Source organism: Streptomyces sp. NPDC058000 (genome assembly GCF_042886435.1).
GTDB lineage: Bacteria > Actinomycetota > Actinomycetes > Streptomycetales > Streptomycetaceae > Streptomyces.
On record NZ_JBHVQS010000066.1, the window covers coordinates 1 to 21938 of the forward strand.

Annotated in this window: 21 protein-coding genes; 14 read left to right on the top strand and 7 right to left on the bottom strand. The window is 72.9% G+C overall.

Features of this window, described 5'->3' with window-relative positions; all coding sequences use genetic code 11:
• Window positions 1–140: 140 nt before the first annotated feature.
• Window positions 141–941, bottom strand: a complete 801-nt coding sequence (locus ACFVT2_RS37120) for a hypothetical protein (protein WP_390025399.1) — start codon at window positions 939–941, stop codon at window positions 141–143.
• A 224-nt stretch (window positions 942–1165) separates the two neighbouring features.
• On the opposite strand from ACFVT2_RS37120, the gene ACFVT2_RS37125 reads away from it, so the two are divergent.
• Entirely contained in the window at window positions 1166–2602 is a 1437-nt protein-coding gene (locus ACFVT2_RS37125; RefSeq protein WP_390025400.1) for a DUF6350 family protein, read from the top strand.
• 77 nt (window positions 2603–2679) lie between these two features.
• Here the strand turns inward: ACFVT2_RS37125 and ACFVT2_RS37130 are convergent, their stop codons facing one another.
• Window positions 2680–3588: a hypothetical protein gene (locus tag ACFVT2_RS37130; RefSeq protein ID WP_390025402.1), complete on the bottom strand. Its 909-nt coding sequence runs from the start codon at window positions 3586–3588 to the stop codon at window positions 2680–2682.
• A 267-nt stretch (window positions 3589–3855) separates the two neighbouring features.
• Between ACFVT2_RS37130 and purN the strand changes: the two genes are divergently transcribed.
• Together purN and purH are read left to right on the top strand one after the other, a co-directional pair.
• Window positions 3856–4500 (top strand): phosphoribosylglycinamide formyltransferase, encoded by a 645-nt coding sequence (gene purN / locus ACFVT2_RS37135; protein ID WP_390025403.1) that lies wholly within the window; start codon window positions 3856–3858, stop codon window positions 4498–4500.
• A complete protein-coding gene (purH, locus tag ACFVT2_RS37140) occupies window positions 4497–6068 on the top strand; it encodes a bifunctional phosphoribosylaminoimidazolecarboxamide formyltransferase/IMP cyclohydrolase (RefSeq protein WP_390025405.1) in 1572 nt (523 codons plus the stop codon). The genes purN and purH overlap by 4 nt, the downstream gene beginning before the upstream one ends.
• A 75-nt stretch (window positions 6069–6143) precedes the next feature.
• On the opposite strand, the gene ACFVT2_RS37145 is transcribed toward purH, so the two are convergent.
• Together ACFVT2_RS37145 and ACFVT2_RS37150 are read right to left on the bottom strand one after the other, a co-directional pair.
• Entirely contained in the window at window positions 6144–6713 is a 570-nt protein-coding gene (locus ACFVT2_RS37145) for a hypothetical protein (RefSeq protein ID WP_390025407.1), read from the bottom strand.
• Window positions 6714–6832: 119 nt separating this feature from the next.
• Window positions 6833–7591, bottom strand: coding sequence for an RDD family protein (locus ACFVT2_RS37150; protein ID WP_390025409.1), 759 nt, complete (start codon window positions 7589–7591; stop codon window positions 6833–6835).
• Between the two features lie 245 nt (window positions 7592–7836).
• On the opposite strand from ACFVT2_RS37150, the gene ACFVT2_RS37155 reads away from it, so the two are divergent.
• The 7 genes from ACFVT2_RS37155 to ACFVT2_RS37185 all read left to right on the top strand — a co-directional run bounded on the left by ACFVT2_RS37155 (window position 7837) and on the right by ACFVT2_RS37185 (window position 15362).
• Entirely contained in the window at window positions 7837–8694 is an 858-nt protein-coding gene (locus ACFVT2_RS37155) for a bifunctional methylenetetrahydrofolate dehydrogenase/methenyltetrahydrofolate cyclohydrolase (RefSeq protein WP_390025411.1), read from the top strand.
• Between the two features lie 140 nt (window positions 8695–8834).
• A complete protein-coding gene (locus ACFVT2_RS37160) occupies window positions 8835–9263 on the top strand; it encodes a DUF3017 domain-containing protein (RefSeq protein ID WP_390025413.1) in 429 nt (142 codons plus the stop codon).
• Between the two features lie 150 nt (window positions 9264–9413).
• Entirely contained in the window at window positions 9414–10634 is a 1221-nt protein-coding gene (locus ACFVT2_RS37165; RefSeq protein ID WP_390025415.1) for an NADP-dependent isocitrate dehydrogenase, read from the top strand.
• 415 nt (window positions 10635–11049) lie between these two features.
• The gene (locus ACFVT2_RS37170; protein WP_390025417.1) at window positions 11050–12039 is read left to right on the top strand and encodes a malate dehydrogenase; all 990 of its coding nucleotides are present in this window, start codon (window positions 11050–11052) and stop codon (window positions 12037–12039) included.
• A gap of 235 nt (window positions 12040–12274) precedes the next feature.
• Entirely contained in the window at window positions 12275–14086 is a 1812-nt protein-coding gene (locus tag ACFVT2_RS37175; RefSeq protein ID WP_390025419.1) for a hypothetical protein, read from the top strand.
• A gap of 1 nt (window position 14087) precedes the next feature.
• Complete coding sequence (locus ACFVT2_RS37180) at window positions 14088–14471, top strand: hypothetical protein (RefSeq protein WP_390025421.1); 384 nt, start codon at window positions 14088–14090, stop codon at window positions 14469–14471.
• A 6-nt stretch (window positions 14472–14477) separates the two neighbouring features.
• On the top strand, window positions 14478–15362 hold the full coding sequence (locus tag ACFVT2_RS37185) for a hypothetical protein (RefSeq protein ID WP_390025423.1): 885 nt from the start codon (window positions 14478–14480) through the stop codon (window positions 15360–15362).
• 33 nt (window positions 15363–15395) lie between these two features.
• On the opposite strand, the gene ACFVT2_RS37190 is transcribed toward ACFVT2_RS37185, so the two are convergent.
• From ACFVT2_RS37190 to ACFVT2_RS37200, 3 genes are all read right to left on the bottom strand, one after another.
• Window positions 15396–15605, bottom strand: coding sequence for a DUF5988 family protein (locus tag ACFVT2_RS37190; protein ID WP_390025425.1), 210 nt, complete (start codon window positions 15603–15605; stop codon window positions 15396–15398).
• A gap of 57 nt (window positions 15606–15662) precedes the next feature.
• Window positions 15663–16256, bottom strand: a complete 594-nt coding sequence (locus ACFVT2_RS37195) for a Uma2 family endonuclease (RefSeq protein WP_390025427.1) — start codon at window positions 16254–16256, stop codon at window positions 15663–15665.
• Between the two features lie 93 nt (window positions 16257–16349).
• On the bottom strand, window positions 16350–17132 hold the full coding sequence (locus ACFVT2_RS37200; protein WP_390025429.1) for a hypothetical protein: 783 nt from the start codon (window positions 17130–17132) through the stop codon (window positions 16350–16352).
• A gap of 333 nt (window positions 17133–17465) precedes the next feature.
• On the opposite strand from ACFVT2_RS37200, the gene ACFVT2_RS37205 reads away from it, so the two are divergent.
• From ACFVT2_RS37205 to ACFVT2_RS37220, 4 genes are all read left to right on the top strand, one after another.
• Window positions 17466–18941 (top strand): aldehyde dehydrogenase family protein, encoded by a 1476-nt coding sequence (locus ACFVT2_RS37205; RefSeq protein WP_390025486.1) that lies wholly within the window; start codon window positions 17466–17468, stop codon window positions 18939–18941.
• A 72-nt stretch (window positions 18942–19013) separates the two neighbouring features.
• Window positions 19014–20564 (top strand): GMC family oxidoreductase, encoded by a 1551-nt coding sequence (locus tag ACFVT2_RS37210; protein ID WP_390025431.1) that lies wholly within the window; start codon window positions 19014–19016, stop codon window positions 20562–20564.
• The gene (locus tag ACFVT2_RS37215) at window positions 20564–21706 is read left to right on the top strand and encodes a glycine betaine/L-proline ABC transporter ATP-binding protein (protein ID WP_390025433.1); all 1143 of its coding nucleotides are present in this window, start codon (window positions 20564–20566) and stop codon (window positions 21704–21706) included. The genes ACFVT2_RS37210 and ACFVT2_RS37215 overlap by 1 nt, the downstream gene beginning before the upstream one ends.
• Window positions 21706–21876: a hypothetical protein gene (locus ACFVT2_RS37220; RefSeq protein ID WP_390025435.1), complete on the top strand. Its 171-nt coding sequence runs from the start codon at window positions 21706–21708 to the stop codon at window positions 21874–21876. The genes ACFVT2_RS37215 and ACFVT2_RS37220 overlap by 1 nt, the downstream gene beginning before the upstream one ends.
• Window positions 21877–21938 lie beyond the last annotated feature (62 nt).

The following is a 21938-nucleotide window of genomic DNA, read 5'->3' on the forward strand; positions in this document are numbered from 1 at the left end:
CTCACCCCCCCGGCCCCCCCCCGGCGCCCGGCGGCCGGGCGGCGCCGGGGCGGCCCCCCCCCCCCCGCGCGGGGGGGCCCCCCCCGCGGGGGGGGGCGCCCCCCCACGGCCGTTCGTGCGCACCCCGACGCGCGCCGGGCTCACCGGACGTCGGGGGCGAGCCGGGCACCGGGCGGCGGCGTCCGGCGCACCGCCGCCCGGTGGCGCCGGGTCCGATGCGCCGGCCGGACCGCCGGCGCTGCCGCCGCCCGCGCGGACGGTGCGGACGGGATCGCCACGGCCGGCCGCGGCGGCGGGTGGTGGCCGTCCGGCGCGGTGAGCGACACCGCCAGCGCCATCACCGCCAGCAGCCCGGGCGCCCCGAACCCCGCGCGGGTGGTCAGCCGGGTCCACCGCTGCGCGCCCGCCCGGACGTCGCGGGCGGGCGGTGGCACCACCGGGCGGGACGCCGTCAGCGCGCCCAGCCGGGCGTGCAGCACCGCGCCCTGCCGGTCCGGCGGCAGCCCCGCCAGCCCCAGCTCCGGCAGCCGCTCGGCCAGGCACTCCCGGGCGTGGGCCAGCCGTCCGGTCGCCGCCGGCGTACTGGCCTCCACCTCCACCGCGGTCTCGTGCAGCCCCAGCCCGAGCCCGTCGTGCAGCAGCAGCGCGCGGCGGTACGGGGCGGGCAGCGCCAACACCGCCTCCAGCAGCGCATGGTCCCCCGGCGCGGCCGGCGCCGGCGCGGGCGTCCCCGGCCCGGGGCGCTCGGCGGTCCGCAGCCCGGGGAACGGCCGCCGCCACGGCGCCAGCGCGTAGTCGTGGGCGGCCGCCCGTACCCACCCCACCGGATCCGGCGCCGCCGCCACCTCCGGCCACCGCTGCCAGGCCGTCCGGAACGCCCGCTCGACGGCCCGCCGGGCGAGCCGGGCCCGCCCGGTGAGCACCAGCGCCTGCTGGGTCAACGGCCCGGCGTGCGCGCCGTACAGCGCATCGAACTCAGCTGACGGACAGTCAAATAGGCGTGCTCCGCGACGTTCTGATGTGGTGTCGGAACTCTGGTCGGGCTGCCGCCGGTCGCGCTCGCTCATACCGGAAGTCTGGAAACGCCGGGCGGCGGATCTCGCGCGACACGTCGGACGGATGCCCGGTACGTGGCGGAATCGTGCGTTATTGGCAGCATGGCCGCGTGAGCCAGTTGACCGAACGCGGCACCACGTTGTCCTCGCACGGCCGGACCGCCGCGCGGCGCTCCTCCGCGATCGGCACCGCCGTCGTCAGCGGCGTGACCGCCGCCGGCCTCGGCCTCGGGGCGCTCGCGGTCGCCGTCCTGCTGCTCTGGGTCGCCTCCCCGTACCCGGACAGCGGCCCCTCCCGGGCCCTGCACCTGGCCGCCGGACTCTGGTTCACGGCGCACGGCGGGGGTCTGGTCCGCGAGGCGACGCCGTCCGGCACCCCGGCACCGGTCGGAGTGGTCCCGCTGCTGCTCGCCGCCCTGCCGATCTGGCTGCTGCACCGCGCCGCCCGGGACACCCTGGCCACGGCCGCCCTCGCCGACGCGGGCGGCGACCCCGCGGCGTCGGGCGCCGGCCGGCCGGTCGCCCCGCGCACCCTGCTCGGCGCCCTGCTGGCCGGATACCTGCTGGTCGCCCTCGGTGCGCTGCTCTACACCTCGACCGGCCGGCTGACCGCCGCACCGCTCTCCGCCCTGCTCGCCGTCCCCGGCACCGCGGTCGCCACCTTCGCCGCCACCGCCTGGCACACCCTCGGATCGGACGCCGCGGCCCTGCTGCCGGACCGGTTCGTGCGCACCTTCGCGGCGCTGCCGGCCGTCCTCCGCACCGCCCTCACCGGCCCCCGCCTCGCCACCGCCGGCAAGGCCGCGGCCGCCGCCACCCTCGCCCTGCTCGCCTCCGGCACCGCGCTCACCCTCCTCGGGCTGGCCCTGCACGCCGGCCGGTTCGGCGACGACCTGGGCCGGCTCGCCGCCGACTGGGCCGGCGGCTGCACGGTGCTGCTGCTCTGCCTCGCCCTGCTCCCCAACGCGGCCGTCTGGGGCGCCGCCTACGGCCTGGGGCCCGGCTTCACCGTCGGCGTGGGCACCACGGTCGGCCCGCTGGCCACCTCACCCCGCCCCCCACTGCCGTACTTCCCGCTGCTCAGCGGCCTGCCGGAGCCGGGTCCCAGGTCCTGGCCGGACGTGGTGCTGGCGTTGGTGGTACCGGTGACCGCGGCGGTGCTGCTGGCGCGGTACGCGGCCGGTGACGGCCACCGGTCGTGGCGCCGGACCGCCGGGACGGCGGCCCTGGCGGCGGTCCTGTGCGGGGTGGCGATGGCGGTGCTCGCCGGTCTGGCCGGCGGTGCGCTGGGGTCGGGGGCGCTCGCCTCGTTCGGCCCCTGCTGGTGGCGGACCGGCCTGGCGGCGGCGGGCTGGACGGGGCTGGCCGGGGTGCCCGGGACGCTGGTGCTGCGCACCTGGCGGCGACTGTCCGCGCGGTGGGTGGCGGACGGACGGCCACCCGGCCGCCGCCGCTACCTGCCCGACCTCCCGTTCCGCCGCCGAGCCGGCCGCCGGGAGCCGAGCCCGGGGGCCGGCCGGGAGTCGAACCGCGAACCCGCCGCCTGAGGGCGCGATCAGGGGTGCGGGGCATGCCCTCCGGCCGCCCCGCACCCCTGACCGCCACCGCTGCCGCGACTGCTCCGTTACTGCTGCTCCTGCTGGCTGAGCAGCGGCCGGAGCTGCGCCGGGAGGAGGTTCTCGCAGGACTTGCTCGCCGACTGGGTCAGCGCGTCGTTCACGCAGGTGAAGTAGTCGCGGTAGACGATCTGGACGGTGAAGGTCGCGGCCACCATCATCAGCGCCAACGAGGCGGTCACCAGACCGGCGATAGCGGCGGTGGTCTGCGGCCGGCCCGCCTGGCCGGGGGTGCCGCCGGGCCGGCCCGGCGGGGGCGGGGTGCCACCGGCGGCAGGGCGCCCTTCCAGCGTCGCGGCGGCCGCCTTCTTCGGGTCGGACTTGCCGCGCAGCGCGCTGATGCCCCAGTAGAGGGAGAGCGAGCCCAACAGCAGCGCCACCTCCGGCAGGCTGAAGAGCACGAAGAAGAACGCCCACATCCCGGCCAGGAGCGCGTAGCGGGCCCGCCGTTGGAGCGGGTCGGTGGGGTCCCAGCGCAGCCCACCGGGGCCGCCGCCCGGTCCGCCGGGGCCGCCGGAACCGCCCTGGCCGCCGCCCCGGCCCGGCCGGGTGCCGAAGTCGCCGCCCTGCCGGCCCGGCTGGCGGTCGCTCCACTGACTGCCCCAGGCCGGGGGCTGGTCCTGCGGACGCCCGTCCCCGCCGTTGCCGTCGTCGTCGCCGTGCGCCTGCCCGTTGGACTGGGGGCGCGGGCGCCACTCCTGGTCTGGGGTGCCGGCCGGCGGCGGCGCGAACGGGTTGTCGTCCCGGCCGTCGGCAGCGGACCGGCCCGGGGTCCCGGCGGGCGGTGAATCCGGGGCGGATGACGACTTGCGCTCGCGCGGCAGGAAGACCGCCCCGGGGGCGGTGGCGTGGGGGACCCTCCCAGCGGCAGCGAGGGGAGGGAGGAGGAGAGCCGCGCGGCGGCGTCGGTCCGGCATCTGGAGTGAGTCTTCCCCTTGTCGTGGGCGTCCGTCCGGCCGGTGGGCCGGGCGGGCGGTCACCGTGAACTGCATGCGTTCTCCCGCCCGACGCTACCTCCCGTGCTCGCCCCCGTCCCGCGGGGGCCGCTCGGTGTGCCGGTATCGTTGCTGACGGTCGGCGCCTTCGTAGGGTTCCCCGTATTCACGAAACCCTTCGCTTTGTGCGACCGCACAAACCTCACACCGCATCTCAGACCCGCAAGATCTGTCGAGAAAGACCCCATCGTGGCCTCCCCTTCTCTTCCCGCCCGCTCCGCGCCGGCCCGGATCGTGGTACTCGTCTCCGGATCGGGCACCAACCTCCAGGCCCTCCTCGATGCCATCGCCGAGGAGGGCGCCGCGGCGTACGGCGCGGAGATCGTGGCCGTGGGCGCCGACCGGACCGGGATCGTCGGCCTGGAGCGCGCCGAGCGGGCCGGTCTGCCGACGTTCGTCTGCCGGGTCAAGGACTACGAGGACCGGGCGGCCTGGGACGCGGCGCTCACCGAGGCGACCGCCGCGCACGCCCCCGACCTGGTGGTCTCGGCCGGCTTCATGAAGATCCTGGGCAAGGAGTTCCTGGCCCGCTTCGGCGGCCGGACGCTCAACACCCACCCGGCGCTACTGCCCAGCTTTCCCGGTGCCCACGGCGTGCGCGACGCGCTCGCGTACGGCGCGAAGGTCACCGGCTGCACCGTCCACTTCGTCGACGACGGCGTCGACACCGGCCCGATCATCGCCCAGGGCGTGGTCGAGGTCCGGGAGGAGGACGACGAATCCGCGCTGCATGAGCGCATCAAGGAAGTCGAGCGATCGCTGCTCGTCGAGGTCGTGGGGCGTCTGGCCCGTCACGGCTACCGCATAGAGGGACGAAAGGTACGTATCTCGTGACCGCCACCGAAGGTACGCAGCGGCCCATCCGCCGCGCGCTGGTCAGCGTCTACGACAAGTCCGGGCTGGAGGAGCTGGCCCAGGGGCTGCACGCGGCGGGCGTCCAGCTGGTCTCGACCGGGTCGACGGCCGGGAAGATCGCCGCCGCCGGGGTGCCGGTCACCAAGGTCGAGGGGCTCACCGGTTTCCCGGAATGCCTCGACGGCCGGGTCAAGACCCTGCACCCCAAGGTCCACGCCGGCATCCTCGCCGACCTGCGCCTGGAAGACCACCGGCGACAGCTGGCCGACCTCGGCGTCGAGCCGTTCGACCTGGTGGTCGTCAACCTCTACCCGTTCCGGGAGACCGTCGCCTCCGGCGCCACCCCCGACGAGTGCGTCGAGCAGATCGACATCGGCGGCCCCTCGATGGTCCGCGCCGCCGCCAAGAACCACCCCTCGGTCGCCGTGGTCACCAGCCCCGAGCGGTACGCCGACGTCCTCGCGGCCGCGCAGGGCGGCGGCTTCGACCTGACCGCCCGCAAGCGGCTGGCCGCCGAGGCGTTCCAGCACACCGCCGCCTACGACGTGGCCGTCTCCTCCTGGATGACCAACGTCTACGCGCCGGAAGAGGACGGGGCCGCGCTGCCCGAGTTCCTCGGCGGGACCTGGGAGCGCCGCAGCACCCTGCGCTACGGCGAGAACCCGCACCAGGCCGCCGCCCTCTACGTCGACGGCCAGCCGGGCGGCATCGCCAACGCCGAGCAGCTGCACGGCAAGGAGATGTCCTTCAACAACTACGTGGACACCGAGGCCGCCCGCCGCGCCGCCTACGACCACGAGCAGCCCTGCGTCGCGATCATCAAGCACGCCAACCCCTGCGGCATCGCCGTCGGCGCGGACGTCGCCGAGGCGCACCGCAAGGCGCACGCCTGCGACCCGGTGTCCGCGTACGGCGGCGTGATCGCGGTCAACCGCCCGGTGACCGTCGCGCTCGCCGAGCAGGTCGCGGAGATCTTCACCGAGGTCATCGCCGCCCCGGCGTACGAGGACGGCGCCGTCGAGGTGCTCGCCCGCAAGAAGAACATCCGGGTCCTGAAGGTCGACGGCACCCCGCACCAGCCCGGTGACCTCAAACTGCTCTCGGGCGGCGCGGTGCTCCAGCACACCGACGTCTTCCAGGCCGAGGGCGACGACCCGGCCACCTGGACCCTCGCCACCGGACAGGCGCTGTCCGCGGACGAGTTGGCCGAGCTCGCCTTCGCCTGGAAGGCGTGCCGCGCGGTGAAGTCCAACGCGATCCTGCTCGCCAAGGACGGTGCGTCGGTGGGCGTCGGCATGGGCCAGGTCAACCGCGTCGACTCCTGCAAGCTCGCCGTGGAGCGCGCCGGCGAGGAGCGGGCGCGCGGCTCCTACGCGGCGTCGGACGCCTTCTTCCCGTTCCCCGACGGCCCGGAGATCCTGATCGCCGCCGGCGTCAAGGCGATCGTCCAGCCCGGCGGTTCGATCCGTGACGAACTCGTCGTCGAGGCCGCCGAGAAGGCCGGCGTGACGATGTACCTCACCGGCACCCGGCACTTCTTCCACTGAGCGGACCGGTACGCACGGAGGGCCGCACCCCTTGCCCGGGGTGCGGCCCTCCGTCGCGCGCGGTTCCGGCCGGCCTCAGTAACGCGGCCGGCTGAACCAGGCGTTGCCCTCGTCCTTGGAGACGAAGACCAGCACCAGAATGCCCAGCACCGTGTGGACCAGGCCGAGCGGGAAGATGGCGAGGCTCACCAGGATGTTGCCGACGCCGAAGACGATGGTGCCGACGCGGACGCCCTTGCCGCCGTTGCCGAACTGCGCGGCGAGCGTGATCGCGGCCGCGGTGAACACCACGATGATCACGATCGCCACGATCAGCAGGCCCTTGCCGAGGTTGAACGCCGACATGTCCGCGTAGGGCGAGGACGCGGCGTCGTGCGACGCCTTGCTGACACCGCCCAGCCCGACCACCGCCAGGACCAGGCCGATGAGGTTCAGGCCGGCGAGGACGAACAGCATCGCCCGGGCCGCCTTGACGCCGCCGGGCATCACCGTCGGGTACGGCGCCTGCATCCCGGGCATCGCACCGCCCGGGTACGCGCCGTACGGGGCCATGGGCTGCTGTGGTTGCGGGGGCTGCTGGGGATAGCCGTAGCCGGGCTGCTGGCCCGGGGGAGGACCGTAGGGGTTCTGGTTGGGATAGCTCACGAGCGGTGTCCTTCAGGCGACTTGAGGCGGTAACGGCGAGCGCCACGAAGGCCCCCGGTCGCTGCTGCGCGGGGGCCTTCGCTGGGCTGTTCAGGGCGTCAGTAGGGCCCGGTGCGTCCTTACTGGCTGCGCACGACCACGGTGCCGACGATCTTGTCCGCGAACGTCTGCGACTTCTCGTCCCACAGCGGCCAGAGGTAGCCGAGGAGGCAGAAGTTGTCGAGGAAGTGGCAGATCCTGCGGACCAGCGCCATGCCGAAGCCGAGCGGCTGACCGGTGGCCTCCTTGACCAGGCGGATGCCCACGACCTTCTTGCCCGGGCTCTGGCCCTGGCCCTCCTTGACGAGGACGAAGATGATGCCCGCCAGGCCGATCAGCCACGCGAGCCCCGTGAGCACGATGGCACCGACCGGCGTGCTGGAGGACAGCGCGGTGTTGGCCGCGTTCTGGACGCAGGAGTAGTCACCGGGCTGGCAGCTGGAGTAGTCCGGCGTGGTCACCGAGCCGGCCGCCATGATGGCCGCGATGACGTACAGGATGCCCGGCAGCACGCCCACGATCAGACCGTCGATCAGGGCCGCTCCGACGCGCGCACCCCAGCTCGCGTACCCCTGCGGCATGCCCGGCATCCCCGGCTGGCCGTACGGGGCCGCCGGCTGCTGCGGGTAGCCGCCGTAGCCCGGCTGCCCCTGCGGCGGGACCTGGCCCTGCTGGGGGTAGCCGTACGGCTGCTGGGGCTGCTGCGGGGCGCCCTGCTGCGGGTAGCCGTAGCCCGGCTGGCCGCCCTGCGGCGGGACCGGCGGCTGCTGGCCGTACGGGCCCTGGGGGGCCTGCGGCGGCTGCTGGCCGTACGGGTTGTTCGGGTCACCGAAGCTCATGTTTCTGCTTTCCTCCGTTGGTGTCAGTGGGGGACGACGCGGCGTGACTCGGAGGAAAAACAGGTTGTTTCATGGCCCGCCCCCGACGATGCCTGCGGCACTGCGCGTCAATCCTTCTAGGTGAGGATTCCGTCTGTCCAGTCAAGGCGGTAAGCCTTTGTGCAACCGCAATGATCATTTCCGGACAACTGCCGTCCGCGCGCCCTGATTGGAACACGGGAGCCTCCATCCGGGAGGATGGGGGTATGACTGCCCAGATTCTGGATGGCAAGGCCACCGCCGCCGCGATCAAGTCCGAGCTCACCACCCGCGTGGAGGCGCTGAAGGCCAAGGGTGTCACCCCCGGCCTGGGCACCCTCCTGGTCGGCGACGACCCCGGCAGCCGCTGGTACGTCAACGGCAAGCACCGGGACTGCGCCCAGGTCGGCATCGCGTCCATCCAGCGCGAACTGCCCGCGACCGCCACCCAGGAGGAGATCGAGGCCGTCGTACGGGAGCTCAACGAGAACCCGGACTGCACCGGCTACATCGTCCAACTCCCGCTCCCCAAGGGCATCGACGCCAACCGCGTCCTGGAGCTGATGGATCCGGCCAAGGACGCCGACGGGCTGCACCCGATGAGCCTGGGCCGTCTGGTCCTCGGCATCGACGGGCCGCTGCCCTGCACCCCCTACGGCATCGTCCAGTTGCTGCGCCGGCACGACGTGGAGATCAAGGGCGCGCACGTGGTGGTCGTCGGCCGCGGCATCACCATCGGCCGCCCGATGCCGCTGGTGCTGACCCGCAAGTCGGAGAACGCCACGGTCACCCAGTGCCACACCGGCACCCGCGACCTGTCCGCGCACCTGAAGCAGGCCGACATCATCGTCGCCGCGGCCGGTGTGCCGCACATCATCAAGCCCGAGGACGTCAAGCCCGGCGCGGCCGTCCTGGACGTCGGCGTCAGCCGGGACGAGCACGGCAAGATCGTCGGCGATGTGCACCCCGGTGTCGCCGAGGTCGCCGGCTGGGTCGCCCCCAACCCGGGCGGCGTCGGCCCGATGACCCGCGCCCAGCTGCTGGTCAACGTCGTCGAGGCGGCGGAGCGCGCGGCCGAGGGCTGAGCGCCCGCGCCGGCCGGTCGGTGCCCGACCGGCCGGGGCGTGCGAGCCTGGAAGCCTGGAAGGGGTTCGCCGTCCGCGGCCCCGCACACCCGACGAAACCCGACACCGACCTGGACACCGGAAGGGGCTGACCGCCAGACATGGCTGCCGAAGCGCACTCGGAAGGTGCGTCCGAGCCGCAACGGACCTCGCGCCGCTTTCCGCAGCTGACCCGCGACACCGCCCGCCCCGAAGGCGGCGGCCGGGCCGCTTCGGGCGACCATCCGGCGCCGGCCCGGCAGTGGCCGCTGCTGACCGTGCTGGGCGGGGTCGCCCTCGGGCTGCTGCTGGTCACGTTCGACGCGTTCCGGATCGGCACGATGCTGATCGGGCTGTCCCTGCTGGGCGGCGCGGTGCTGCGGTGGGCGCTGCCGTCGGTGGGGATGCTGGCCGTCCGGTCCCGCTTCACCGACATGATCACGTACGGCGGACTGGGCTTCGTGATCGTGATGCTGGCGATGATGGTGCAGCCCAAGCCGTGGATCCACCTCCCGCTCCTGGACGACATCGTCCACTTCACGGTCCGCTAGGGCCGGTCCGACCCTGCTCCACCGGGCCGGCCCCGGGAGCGTCCCGCGGCGCTGCGGCACACCTCGTGCCGTAGCGCCGCGCGCATGTGTGACGCGGGTAACTTGGCGACGTCCGGGGGGTGTCCCAACCGCGAGAGGTACGTCCATCTCATGGCCAAGATCAAGGTTGCCAACCCCGTCGTCGAGATCGACGGCGACGAGATGACCCGCATCATCTGGTCGTCCATCAGGGACCGGCTGATCCTCCCGTACCTCGACGTCGAGTTGAAGTACTTCGACCTCGGCATCGAGCACCGGGACGCCACCCATGACCAGGTGACCGTCGACGCGGCGCACGCCATCCAGCGGTACGGCGTCGGAGTGAAGTGCGCCACCATCACCCCGGACGAGGCCCGGGTCGAGGAGTTCGACCTCAAGGCGATGTACCGCTCGCCGAACGGCACCATCCGCGACATCCTCGGCGGCGTGATCTTCCGCGAGCCGATCATCATGGAGAACGTGCCCCGGCTGGTCCCCGGCTGGACCAAGCCCGTCGTCGTCGGCCGCCACGCCTTCGGCGACCAGTACCGCGCCACCGACCTGAAGGTCCCCGGCCCCGGCACCCTCACCCTGACCTTCACCCCGGCGGACGGCAGCGAGCCGACCGAGTTGGAGGTGCACGAATTCCCGGGCGCCGGCGTGGCGCTGGCGATGTACAACCACGACGACTCGATCCGCGACTTCGCGCGGGCGTCGTTCCGGTACGGGCTGGACCGCGGCTATCCGGTCTACCTGTCCACGAAGAACACGATCCTGAAGAAGTACGACGGTCGCTTCAAGGACCTCTTCCAGGAGGTCTTCGACAGCGAGTTCCGGACCGCTTTCGAGGACCGCGGGCTGACCTACGAGCACCGGCTGATCGACGACATGGTGGCGGCCGCCCTGAAGTCGCCCGGCGGCTACGTCTGGGCCTGCAAGAACTACGACGGCGACGTCCAGTCCGACATCGTCGCCCAGGGCTTCGGCTCGCTCGGCCTGATGACGTCGGTGCTGATGACGCCCGACGGCCGGACCATCGAGGCCGAGGCGGCGCACGGCACGGTCACCCGCCACTACCGGCAGCACCAGCAGGGCAAGGCCACCTCCACCAACCCCATCGCCTCGGTCTTCGCCTGGACCCGCGGCCTGGCGCACCGCGGCAAGCTCGACGACACCCCCGAGGTGACCCGCTTCGCCCGGACCCTGGAGCGGGTCTGCGTGGAGACCGTCGAGGGCGGCCAGATGACCAAGGACCTGGCCCTGCTCATCGGCCCGGCGCAGCCCTGGCTCACCACCGACCAGTTCCTGGAGGCCCTGGACGCCGGGCTCCAGAAGGCGATGGCGCCCGCCTGAGTGGGCGCGGGCCGGGCGGCCCCGCGCCTGGCCGGGATTCGCCCTCCGCGGAAAGTCGGCGCGGAAAAGAGGGGATTGCCCTCCCGGATCCCGGGAATGCGCACCACACCCCCCCACGGGTGTGGCACAACAGCCGGCCGCCCGCGCATCCCCCCAAGAGCGGGCGGCCGTCGCCCCCCGACCGGACCGCCCCGGCGGTGGCCCGCCCGGCGGCCGCCGAGGTGGTCCGGCCGGGGACGGCGTGACGGCCGGTGAGGTGTCCCACACCAGCCCGTCACGTGGGCCGGGCGGGGGTCCGATAGCCTGACGGCCGGGTCTCTCGATACCAAGAGACCTCGATAGATGGGCAGGGACACCCACCGCCACCCAAGGTGGTCCAGGGGCTTGCCCCCGGAATACCGCGCAGGAGATCGCCATGACCCGCACTCCCGTCAACGTCACCGTCACCGGCGCCGCCGGCCAGATCGGTTACGCCCTCCTCTTCCGCATCGCCTCCGGTCAGCTGCTCGGCGCGGACGTGCCGGTCAAGCTGCGCCTCCTGGAGATCCCGCAGGGCCTCAAGGCCGCCGAGGGCACCGCGATGGAGCTGGACGACTGCGCCTTCCCGCTGCTCCAGGGCATCGACATCACCGACGACCCGAACGTGGCCTTCGACGGCGCCAACGTCGCCCTGCTCGTAGGCGCCCGCCCCCGCACCAAGGGCATGGAGCGCGGCGACCTGCTGGAGGCCAACGGTGGCATCTTCAAGCCGCAGGGCAAGGCCATCAACGACCACGCCGCGGACGACATCAAGGTCCTGGTCGTCGGCAACCCCGCCAACACCAACGCGCTGATCGCCCAGGGCGCCGCCCCGGACGTCCCGCGGGAGCGTTTCACCGCGATGACCCGCCTGGACCACAACCGCGCGATCACCCAGCTCGCCCAGAAGACCGGCACCCCGGTGTCCGAGATCCACCGTCTGACCATCTGGGGCAACCACTCCGCCACCCAGTACCCGGACATCTTCCACGCCACGGTCGCCGGCAAGAACGCCGCCGAGGTCGTGAACGACGAGAAGTGGCTGGCCGACACCTTCATCCCGACCGTCGCCAAGCGCGGCGCGGCGATCATCGAGGCCCGTGGCGCGTCCTCCGCCGCCTCGGCCGCCAACGCCGCCATCGACCACGTCCACACCTGGGTCAACGGCACCGCCGAGGGCAACTGGACCTCCATGGGCATCCCCTCGGACGGCTCCTACGGCGTCCCGGAGGGCCTGATCTCCTCCTTCCCCGTCACCACCAAGGACGGCACGTACGAGATCGTCCAGGGCCTGGAGATCAACGAGTTCTCCCGCACGCGCATCGACGCCTCCGTCAAGGAGCTGTCGGAGGAGCGCGAGGCGGTCCGTGCGCTCGGCCTGATCTGAGCCGGCGCCAGCCGCACCACCCCACCGAGCCCGTACGGCCTCAACGGCCGTGCGGGCTCGGCCCGTTGAGGGCCCGACCGGCTCCGATAACGCGCTGACAGCGCGACCTCCGCTCCTCTATGCTGCGGACCCTTCACACGTCCGGGTGAGGGTGCGTGCCGGCGGAATCGCACCACCGCGCCGGCGCGTTGTGACGGGTACGCGTTGGCATGGACGGCAGCTACGGGGGAGGCCGATGAGCGGTAACGAGGTGCCCGCACAGCCGGGGGAGCAGGCCGCACGGCCACGGCTGCGCAAGGACCCAGCGGGCCCACCGGCGCCCGGACGGCTCCCCTCGACCCCGCCTGGGGCCAGCGACGCCACCCGTCTGCTGTGCGCCGGGACCTACCTCGACGACACCTTCCGCGACGCCGTCATCGACGAGCTGTACGTCCACGAGGAGCGGTTCGCCGCGCCGTCCCTGGGCATCGACGCGGCCCGGGTGCTCGCCCACGCCCTGCGCGCCCGCCGGCTCGAACTCGCCTGGTCGTCGGCGATCCTGCTGACGTGGCTGGTGGCCGTCCTGCTGTCCCGAGGGCTGGCGTGGGGCTACCTCTTCCCGGTCGTCCTGCTGGGCCTGGGCCGTTTCGTCCGCGGGCTGTCGGCGACCGCCTGGCCGGCCCGGTTCTTCTCGTTCCTCCTGCGCTGGTACGCCCGGATCTCGCTGACGGTCTTCGTGGCGGGGCTGGCGCTGACGGCCTTCTCCGCGACCCTGCCGAAGATCCTGCCGGCGTTGTCGCCGATCGCCCTGATCGAGTCGCTCCTCGCGGACGCCGGCCTCACGGACTCGTCCTACGGCAGCGGTGTGGGCGGCTCCCTCGGCACCCCGGACCTGGGCTTCGCCATGCTGTTCGCGGTCTGGGTGGCGCTGCTGCTGCCGGTGCTGGTGGCCGTGCTGGTCGCGCTCCAGCGGGGCCAGTTCGCCCGGGTACTGGCCGGCGAGCTGTCCCGGGAGCGGTTCCCCGACGTGATGTCCGATCCGGCCGAGCGGGCCGAGGGCATCCGCTTCCAACGGCTGCGCGACCGGGTGCGGATCGAGCAGCACGGGCCGCTGGTGATGTACCGCCCCGGCGATCCGTTCTGCGGCGCGGGGGAGCCGTTCAAGCCCTGGTCGCTGTCGGTGGAGCTGGTCCCGCGGGACGACCGCCCCGCGGTGCCGTTGGACAACGGCGAGATCCTCGCCCGGATCGTCCCGCTGGTCGAGGCGCTGCGGGTGCCGTCCGGCTCACCGGCGACGGCGGACGCGGTCCGCGACCGGCTGCGCGCCCTCGAAATCGACCAGTGTGTCTTCCTGCCCGTGGACGGTCTGCCGACCCGCGCCGCCGCGCCGTACGACCCCGCCGCCTTCGAGGCGCACCGCGCCGCCGCCCTGGAGGAGGGCGGGGAGACCCGCCGGCACTTCCTGCGGATCCGGGTCGGCGGATGGCGCGAGGGCGTGGTCACCACCGTGTTCGTCCGGGTCCACACCCAGGGCGGCATGCTGATGATGGAGGTGGCCCCGCACGTGCTGTGGCCGCTGCGCCCGCTCTTCCAGGACGCCGACCGGATCGCCCACCAGTACCGTCACCACCACCACTTCGGCAAGGCGGTCTGGGCGCTGACCCGCAGCCCCCGCTCCGCCGGCGAGGCGCTGCTCACCCTGCTGCGCGGGCTGGGCGGCGGGTGGGGCCTGGCCACCGAGGGGCACGGCGCCGCCCTCCCGGAGGGTCCCGCCACGTCCGTCCGGGAGCTGGGCTCGGACGACGAGGCGTCGCTCTTCCAGTACATGGACGTGGCCCGCTATCTGAAGACCGTTCAGCAGCGGGTGGCGGCCGGGGTGAAGAGCGCCCTGCACGACGCGGGGTACCAGACCGCCGAGTTCGAGCAGCGGATCGTGCACGTCGCCGACGGCGGGGTCTACGTCGAGTCCGCCCAGGGCGCCATCGGCATCGGCGACCACAACACGATCACCCACAACGGCGATTCCACTTCCCCGAGCGACTCCGCATCCCCGAAGGGCAGGTCCTGACGTGGCATCAGCTGACGCACCCGGCACCGGAAACGGCATCCACATCGGCAGCGTCCAGGGCGCCTTCGCCATCGGCGACCACAACACCGTCACCCACAACGCCGCCGTCCAGGGCGCGCCCGCCGTCGACCCGGCCCACGAGGAGCTCCTCCAGGCCGTCCGCACCCTGCGCGAGGACCTCCGCCGGGCCGTCGAGAGCCCCGAGGTCCGGGCGCTGAGCACCGAACTCACCGACACCGAGGAGGAGATCACCGGCACCGGCGCCGCGGCCCCCGGCCGGCTGGCCCGGCTGCGCGGTGCGCTGTCCGACGCCGGTTCCGTGGTGGGGCTGCTGGCGTCCGGTGCGGCGGTGGTCCAGGCGGTCGCCGCCCTCCTGGGAGGCTGACCGGCCGTGCCCCAAGGCCCCGAACCGCGCTGGAACCCGGACACCCAGTCCTGGGAGACCGGCCCCCCGCGTCCCACCCGCCCGTACACCGGCCCGATGCCGCCCCGCCCGGCCGCGCCCCCGTCGTCGGGTGCCGCCGACCCGGCCCCGGCCGGTCCCTCGGTGCCCGAGTACGCTCCCGGGCCGCCGTACCCCCCGGAAGCCGACACCGCGGGGGCGCCGGTGCCCGCCACGGACGCCGGCCGTCGGACCCGGATCCTGATCGCCGCCGCGGTGACCGCCGTCGTCGCGGCCGGCGCCGGCGGGGCCTACCTCCTGTGGGGCCGCGGCCCGGACACCCCGCCCGCCGTCCGCCCGACGGCCTCGGTGAGCAGCGCCCCGACCACCGCCCCGACCGGCTCCGGCCCGTCCTCCGCGACGCCCACCACCGGCGCCTCCGCCACGACCGTCCCCAGCGGCTACCACCTCGTGCACGACGAGAAGGGCTTCACCCTCGCCGTCCCCGACGGCTGGCAGCGCGAACTCCGCTCCACCGGGGTCTTCTACACCTCGCCGGACACCCGCAGCCTGCTCCAGATCTTCCAGATCACCGAGCCCGACCTCACCCCGCAGCAGGCCCTGGAGCAGGCGTCCAAGGGACTGGCCGGCAACCCCGGTTACAAGGAACTCGGTATCGCCCCGCGCCAGGGCCCGCCCGGCCCGAGCGGCGCCCAACTCACCTACGCCTACGACAGTGACCGGCTGGGCATCCGCGTCCAGGCCGTCGACTGCGCCTTCACCGTCCCCGACGGCCGGCAGTTCGCGGTCCTCGTCCTGGGTCCGGAATCCGACTGGCCCCAGCAGGAGGCGATCCAGCGGGTCGCCCTGGAGGCGTTCGACCCCAGCGCCTGAGGTGCGGTCCGGTCGCCCCGGGCCGCGCCGCCGCTATCCGGGCAGTTCGGTGCGCTCCCACCACTCGTACACCGGCAGCCGGCCGCCGGCGGTGTCCCACTCCCGCGGGGTGGGCCGGAAGTGCTCGTAGCCGCCGCGGTACGGGACCTTCAGGTCGCCCCCGCCGGGATCCACCTCGACGATCCGCTCGGTGATCCCCTCGGGACCGCCCTGGAGAACTGCCTTGGGTGCCTTGCTCGCCATGGCGGCAGTGTCTCGCGCGCCGCGCGGCGGCCGGGGACGGCTCGCCGGGCGGCGAGGTCAGTCGCGGGGGAATTCGTCGGTGGGGATGGTCATGTCGAGGACGGTGTCGGTGAGGTCGATCGGTTCGCCGTAGGCAAGGGTGAGGTCGCGCTTGTACGCGCCGTCCTGGGGATGGGTGAAGACGCGGCAGCGGCCGAGGTAGGGGTCGGCGATGAGGTAGACGGGAATTTCGGCGATTGCGTAGACCGTCTCTTTGGGGCCGTAGTCGTTCATGGCGGTCCCCCGGGAGATGACCTCCGCCACGAACTCGACGTCCTGATATCGCCAGCAGCCGTTCTTCCTCTTGGCGCCGTCGGAGAGCTTGGCGACGTCCGGGCAGAAGCCGTTGCTTTTGCCCGGGAAGTCGATCCTCACATCCGACACCACCTCGGCGTCGCGACCGAAGTGGTCTTCGAGCGCCCACAGAAGCCTGCGAATGGTCTGCCAGTGGACGTCCCGCTGCGGCGTCATGAAAACGGTCCCCTCGACGATCTCGACCTTGTATCCCTCGGGGACGGGCATCCGCTCCAGCCGATCGAACAACTGGTTCAACGTCAGCTCACCCGGCTCGGCCATCTCGATCCATTCGGTCCGCTCAAGGCTGATGGTCATCGTGCCGCTCCTCCCCGCTCCGCCGCGGGATGCGGGGAGCCGCACGGTTCAACGATACGTATGTACGAGCGTCACGTGGGTCCGGACGTTTGTTCAGGCGGCCTGGACGCCGCTTTCCAGGACGGAGATGTCGGAGGTCTGGCCGGGGGGCGGGGTGTGCGTGGCGACCGGGCGGTCGTAGTCGCTGAGCAGGACGGTGCTGGTCTCGTCGTCGACCTGGGTGGTGAGCTTCAGCGGGTAGTGCTTGCCCTTGATGGCGACGTAGACGGTCTGGGTGGCGTCCCGGGCCTTCTTGATGATCGGCAGGACCCGGGTGCCCTCGTGGGTGGTGGGGCTGCCCTTGGTGAGGGTGACGGTGGGGGGCGACGGTTCCTGGGGGGCGGGGGACGGCGGCGCCACCGACTTCTGGAAGGCGGTGAGGTCGCAGGCGGTGGCGAGGCTCTGGAGGAAGGTGTCGTCGGTGGTGCCGTGGAGGTAGCGGTTCTGGTAGTTCCGGGCCGCGGTGCTGCCCTCGTCGCCGGGTAGCTGGCTCTTCCAGAAGGCGGCGTCGGGCTTCAGCCAGACGTCCTTGCCGCGTTTGATCAGGTCGACCCGGCCGAGCTCGCCCTTGCTGATGTTGCCGGTGCAGTTCCCCGCCTGGTCGAAGGTGAGGTCGAGCTTGGTGGCGTCGGTGGAGGTCTCGGTGCGCAGCCGCAGCGATTTCGCGCCGAGGAGGGCGTGCAGGGCGTCGTCGGAGATCTGCTGGGCCGACTTGCCGGCGAGGTCGCCCTCGTCGCCCGGGTCGTCGGCCGGGGCGACGGCGGCGCAGGTGGCGGCCAGGACCACACCGGCCGCGCCGCAGGTCAGCGCGGTGAGGGAGCGGCGTCTGCGGAGCATCTCGGCACCTCCGGTCGGGAGGGGCTCCCCGGGGACCGCGGCGGGCCCTCCGGAAGGCTCCCGGTGGTCATACGGCTATTCAGCGTACTTTCCGGTCTATTCGGGCGCATGTGGAGCTGTCGGGCGCCTTTGGGTGACTCGGGTCACTTTCGATGAATGTTTGGGCATAGGACCGCGGCTTTGGGTTAGGGGTCCCCGTTGCTGGCTGGCCAGAAATCGAACCCATGAGGAACACCGGGACGGCCCGGCCGGCCACGGAAGACACCGGTAAGCGGAAGGCAGAAGGACGTCGTGTCGGCAACCGAGACAAGCGAGACCATTCACGTAGGCGGGGTGTGGCGGGCGGCTGCATCCGGTGCCACGCGCGAGGTCCTGGACCCCGCCGACGCCACGACCCTCCAGGTGGTCGCCGAGGGCGGCGCCGAGGACGCCGACGCGGCGGTCGCGGCCGCCAAGGGGGCCTTCGACGGCGGCGCCGGGGTGTGGCCCCGTACGCCGGCGGCCGAGCGGGCGGCGCTGCTGCGCCGGGTCGCCGACCTGCTCCAGCGCGACCGCGAGCAGATCGCGCTGATCGAGAGCCGGGACACCGGCAAGACCCTGGAGGAGGGCCGGGTCGACGTCGACGACGTCACCAACGCCTTCCGGTACTTCGCCGACCTCGTGGTGAACGAGACCGGCGGCCGGGTGGTGGATGCCGGCTCGGCGGACGTGCACAGCATCGTGGTGCACGAGCCGGTCGGCGTGTGCGCGCTGATCACCCCGTGGAACTACCCGCTGCTCCAGGCGAGTTGGAAGGTCGCCCCGGCGCTGGCGACCGGCAACACCTTCGTGATCAAGCCGAGTGAGGTCACCCCGCTCTCGACGGTGTACCTGATCCGGCTGCTGGTCGAGGCGGGTCTGCCGGAGGGCGTCGCCAACATCGTCACCGGCACCGGGCTGCCCGTCGGCCAGCGGCTGGCCGAGCACCCGGACGTGGACCTCTTCTCGTTCACCGGTGGGCTGGCCAGCGGCACGAAGGCGGGCGCGGCGGCGGTCTCCGGCGCCAAGAAGATCGCCCTGGAACTGGGCGGCAAGAACCCCAACGTGGTCTTCGCCGACGCCTGCGCGACCGACGAGGGCTTCGACACCGCCGTCGACCAGGCGCTGAACGCGGCGTTCATCCACAGCGGGCAGGTGTGCTCGGCCGGCGCCCGGCTGATCATCGAGGAGTCGGTGCGGGACCGCTTCGTCGCCGAACTCGCCCGCCGCGCCGAGAAGATCAAGCTGGGCCGGGGGACCGAGCAGGGCGTGGAGTGCGGCCCGCTGGTCTCCCAGCAGCAGCTGGACAAGGTCGAGGCGTACGTCGCCTCCGCGCTGGCCGAGGGTGCCGACCTGCGCTGCGGCGGTGCCCGCCCCGAGCCCGACGACGTCCGGCCGGCCGGCGGCTACTTCTACCTGCCGACCGTGCTGGACGGCTGCCACCGCGGGATGAAGGTCGTCCGGGAGGAGACCTTCGGGCCGATCCTCACCGTCGAGACCTTCGCCACCGAGGACGAGGCCGTCGCGCTCGCCAACGACACCGAGTACGGGCTGGCCGGGGCGGTCTTCTCCGCGGACACCGCCCGCGCCCGCCGGGTCGCCGGCCGGCTGCGGCACGGCACCGTGTGGATCAACGACTACCACCCCTACCTGCCGCAGGCGGAATGGGGCGGCTTCGGGAAGTCCGGCATCGGGCGCGAGCTCGGCCCGTCCGGACTCGACGAGTACCGGGAGAGCAAGCACATCTACGAGAACCTGCGGCCCCAGCCCGTCCGCTGGTTCGCCGGCTGACCGGCCCGTCCCCCGGCCCGGGCGGCCACCGCCCGGGCCCCGCGCGCACTTCGCAGTAAAGGAGCACCCCCCATGCCCGTGTACGACTACGTCGTCGTCGGTGGTGGTACCGCCGGTTCCGTCATTGCCTCCCGCCTCGCCGAGGATCCGGACACCACCGTGGCCGTGATCGAGGGCGGCCCCTCTGACATCGACCGCGAGGACGTCCTGACGCTGCGCAAGTGGCTCGGTCTGCTCGGTGGTGACCTGGACTACGAGTACACGACCACCGAGCAGCCCCGCGGCAACTCGCACATCCTGCACAGCCGCGCCAAGGTCCTCGGCGGCTGCTCGTCGCACAACACCCTCATCTCCTTCAAGCCGCTGCCGTCCGACTGGGACGAGTGGGCGGCGGCCGGCGCCACCGGCTGGGGCGCCGACGACATGGAGCCCTACTTCGGCAAGCTCCGCAACAACATCGTGCGGGTGGCCAAGAAGGACCAGAACCAGATCGCGACGGACTGGATCGAGGCCACGAAGACGGCGCTCGGCGTCCCGGAGGTCGTCGGCTTCAACGACCGGCCCTTCGACGAGGGCGTCGGCTTCTTCGACCTCTCCTACCACCCGGAGAACAACAAGCGGTCCTCCGCCTCCGTCGCCTACCTCCACCCCCACATGGAGGCCGGCGACCGGCCCAACCTCACGCTGATGCTGGAGACCTGGGCGCACAAGCTGGAGCTGGACGGCACCACCGCCAAGGGCGTCCACGTCCGCACCAAGGACGGCGAAGAGGTGTACGTCGAGGCCGCCCGCGAGGTGCTGGTGTGCGCCGGCGCGGTGGACACCCCGCGGCTGCTGATGCACTCCGGTATCGGCCCCAAGAAGGACCTGGAGGCGCTGGGCATCCCCTGCGTACTCGACCTGCCGGGCGTCGGTGAGAACCTGCTCGACCACCCCGAGTCGGTCATCGTCTGGGAGACCAACGGGCCGATCCCCGGCAACTCCGCGATGGACTCGGATGCCGGTCTGTTCGTCAAGCGGGACCCGAACCACAAGGGCCCCGACCTGATGTTCCACTTCTACCAGATCCCGTTCACCGACAACCCGGAGCGACTGGGCTACGAGCGCCCCGAGCACGGCGTGTCGATGACCCCCAACATCCCCAAGTCCCGTGCCCGCGGCCGGCTCTACCTCACCTCCGCCGACCCCGAGGTCAAGCCCGCCCTCGACTTCAAGTACTTCGAGTACGACGAGAACGGGGTCGACTACGACGGGCAGACCCTCGTCGACGGCATCAAGCTGGCCCGCAAGGTCGCCCAGGCCGAGCCGTTCAAGAAGTGGCTCAAGCGGGAGGTGTTCCCCGGCCCGGACGTCACCGACGACGCGGAGATCAGCGAGCTGGTCCGCAAGGCCGCGCACACCGTCTACCACCCGGCCGGCACCTGCAAGATGGGCGCCGCCGGCGATCGACTCGCCGTCGTGGACCCGGAGTTGAAGGTCCGCGGCCTCAGTGGCATCCGGATCGCCGACGCCTCCGTCTTCCCGACGATGCCCGCGGTGAACCCGATGCTCGGCGTGCTGATGGTGGGGGAGAAGTGCGCCGAACTGCTCCGTGAAGCTTCGACCCAAGGAGGTGATGCGTGATGACCGGTACTTCTGCCGACACCACGGCTGTCCCCAACCCCCGTAAGAACGGTGCGGGTTCCGCAGCGGACGGCACGGGCGAGCAGCCCGTGGTGTTCTCCGTGCGCAACCTGTGGAAGGTCTTCGGACCCAAGGCCGAGCGGATCCCCGAGGACACCTCGGTCACCGGGCTCAGCGCCCGGGAACTGCGCGAGCAGACCGGCTGCACCGCCGCCGTCCGCGACGTCTCCTTCGACGTCCGCAAGGGCGAGGTCTTCGTGGTCATGGGGCTCTCCGGCTCCGGCAAGTCCACCCTCGTCCGCTGCCTGACCCGGCTGATCGAGCCGACCAGCGGCGCACTGGAGATGGACGGCGAGGACGTCCGCGCCATGGACCGCACCACGCTGCGCGAACTGCGCCGCCGCCGGGCCGCCATGGTCTTCCAGCACTTCGGCCTGCTGCCGCACCGCACCGTCGTCGACAACGTCGCCTACGGCCTGGAGATCCAGGGCATGAGCAAGGCCGAACGCCGCGAGAAGGCCGCCGAGATGGTCGACAAGGTCGGCCTGGCCGGCCTGGAGAAGCGCCGGCCCGGCCAGCTCTCCGGCGGCCAGCAGCAGCGCGTCGGCCTGGCCCGCGCGCTCGCCGTGGACCCCGAAGTCCTGCTGTTCGACGAGCCGTTCAGCGCGCTCGACCCGCTCATCCGGCGCGATATGCAGGAAGAGGTCGTCCGCCTGCACCGCGAGGAGGGGCGGACCATGGTCTTCATCACCCACGACCTCGCCGAGGCGCTGCGGATCGGCGACCGGATCGCCCTGATGCGCGACGGGCAGATCGTCCAGCTCGGCACCCCCGAGGAGATCGTCGGCGCGCCCGCCGACGACTACGTCCGCGACTTCGTCCGGGACGTCCCGCGCGAGCAGGTGCTGACCGTCCGCCGCGCGATGCGCCCCGCCGAGGCCGGGGAGGCCGAGGAGGGTCCCGCGCTCACCCCCGACACCCTGATCTGCGACGCCATCGAGGCGGTCGCCCGCTCCGGCGGCCCCGCCCGGATCGTCGACGACGGCCGCTGCCTGGGCGTCGTCGACAGCGCCTGCCTGCTGAACGTGGTGGCCCGGATATCCCAGCCGCACCACGACGCGTCGGGGGAGATGGCCGCGTGATGTACGCCGCAGCTCCGCACCGCGGCGCCGCCCGCGCCGTCGTCCCCCGCGCGCCCGCCGCGAGCCCCCGGGCCCGGCTGCGCGCCACCCTGCTCCGCCAGTGGCGCCAGGCCCAGCGGGCCGCCGCGCTGAACGTGCCGGTCGGCACGGTGAAGCGGGGCCGCGCATGAGCGAGCACAGCGAGCGAATCATCGAAAGGTGCGTGCCGTGCGAATGCAGGGCCTCGCGAAGC

Coding starts and splice junctions, on each gene's coding strand:
- ACFVT2_RS37130 (WP_390025402.1), bottom strand. CDS start 3,588: ATGCCGGACCGACGCCGCCGCGCGGCTCTCCTCCTCCCTCCCCTCGCT.
- ACFVT2_RS37150 (WP_390025409.1), bottom strand. CDS start 7,591: ATGAGCTTCGGTGACCCGAACAACCCGTACGGCCAGCAGCCGCCGCAG.
- ACFVT2_RS37155 (WP_390025411.1), top strand. CDS start 7,837: ATGACTGCCCAGATTCTGGATGGCAAGGCCACCGCCGCCGCGATCAAG.
- ACFVT2_RS37160 (WP_390025413.1), top strand. CDS start 8,835: ATGGCTGCCGAAGCGCACTCGGAAGGTGCGTCCGAGCCGCAACGGACC.
- ACFVT2_RS37165 (WP_390025415.1), top strand. CDS start 9,414: ATGGCCAAGATCAAGGTTGCCAACCCCGTCGTCGAGATCGACGGCGAC.
- ACFVT2_RS37170 (WP_390025417.1), top strand. CDS start 11,050: ATGACCCGCACTCCCGTCAACGTCACCGTCACCGGCGCCGCCGGCCAG.
- ACFVT2_RS37175 (WP_390025419.1), top strand. CDS start 12,275: ATGAGCGGTAACGAGGTGCCCGCACAGCCGGGGGAGCAGGCCGCACGG.
- ACFVT2_RS37190 (WP_390025425.1), bottom strand. CDS start 15,605: ATGGCGAGCAAGGCACCCAAGGCAGTTCTCCAGGGCGGTCCCGAGGGG.
- ACFVT2_RS37195 (WP_390025427.1), bottom strand. CDS start 16,256: ATGACCATCAGCCTTGAGCGGACCGAATGGATCGAGATGGCCGAGCCG.
- ACFVT2_RS37200 (WP_390025429.1), bottom strand. CDS start 17,132: ATGCTCCGCAGACGCCGCTCCCTCACCGCGCTGACCTGCGGCGCGGCC.
- ACFVT2_RS37210 (WP_390025431.1), top strand. CDS start 19,014: ATGCCCGTGTACGACTACGTCGTCGTCGGTGGTGGTACCGCCGGTTCC.
- ACFVT2_RS37215 (WP_390025433.1), top strand. CDS start 20,564: ATGACCGGTACTTCTGCCGACACCACGGCTGTCCCCAACCCCCGTAAG.
- ACFVT2_RS37220 (WP_390025435.1), top strand. CDS start 21,706: ATGTACGCCGCAGCTCCGCACCGCGGCGCCGCCCGCGCCGTCGTCCCC.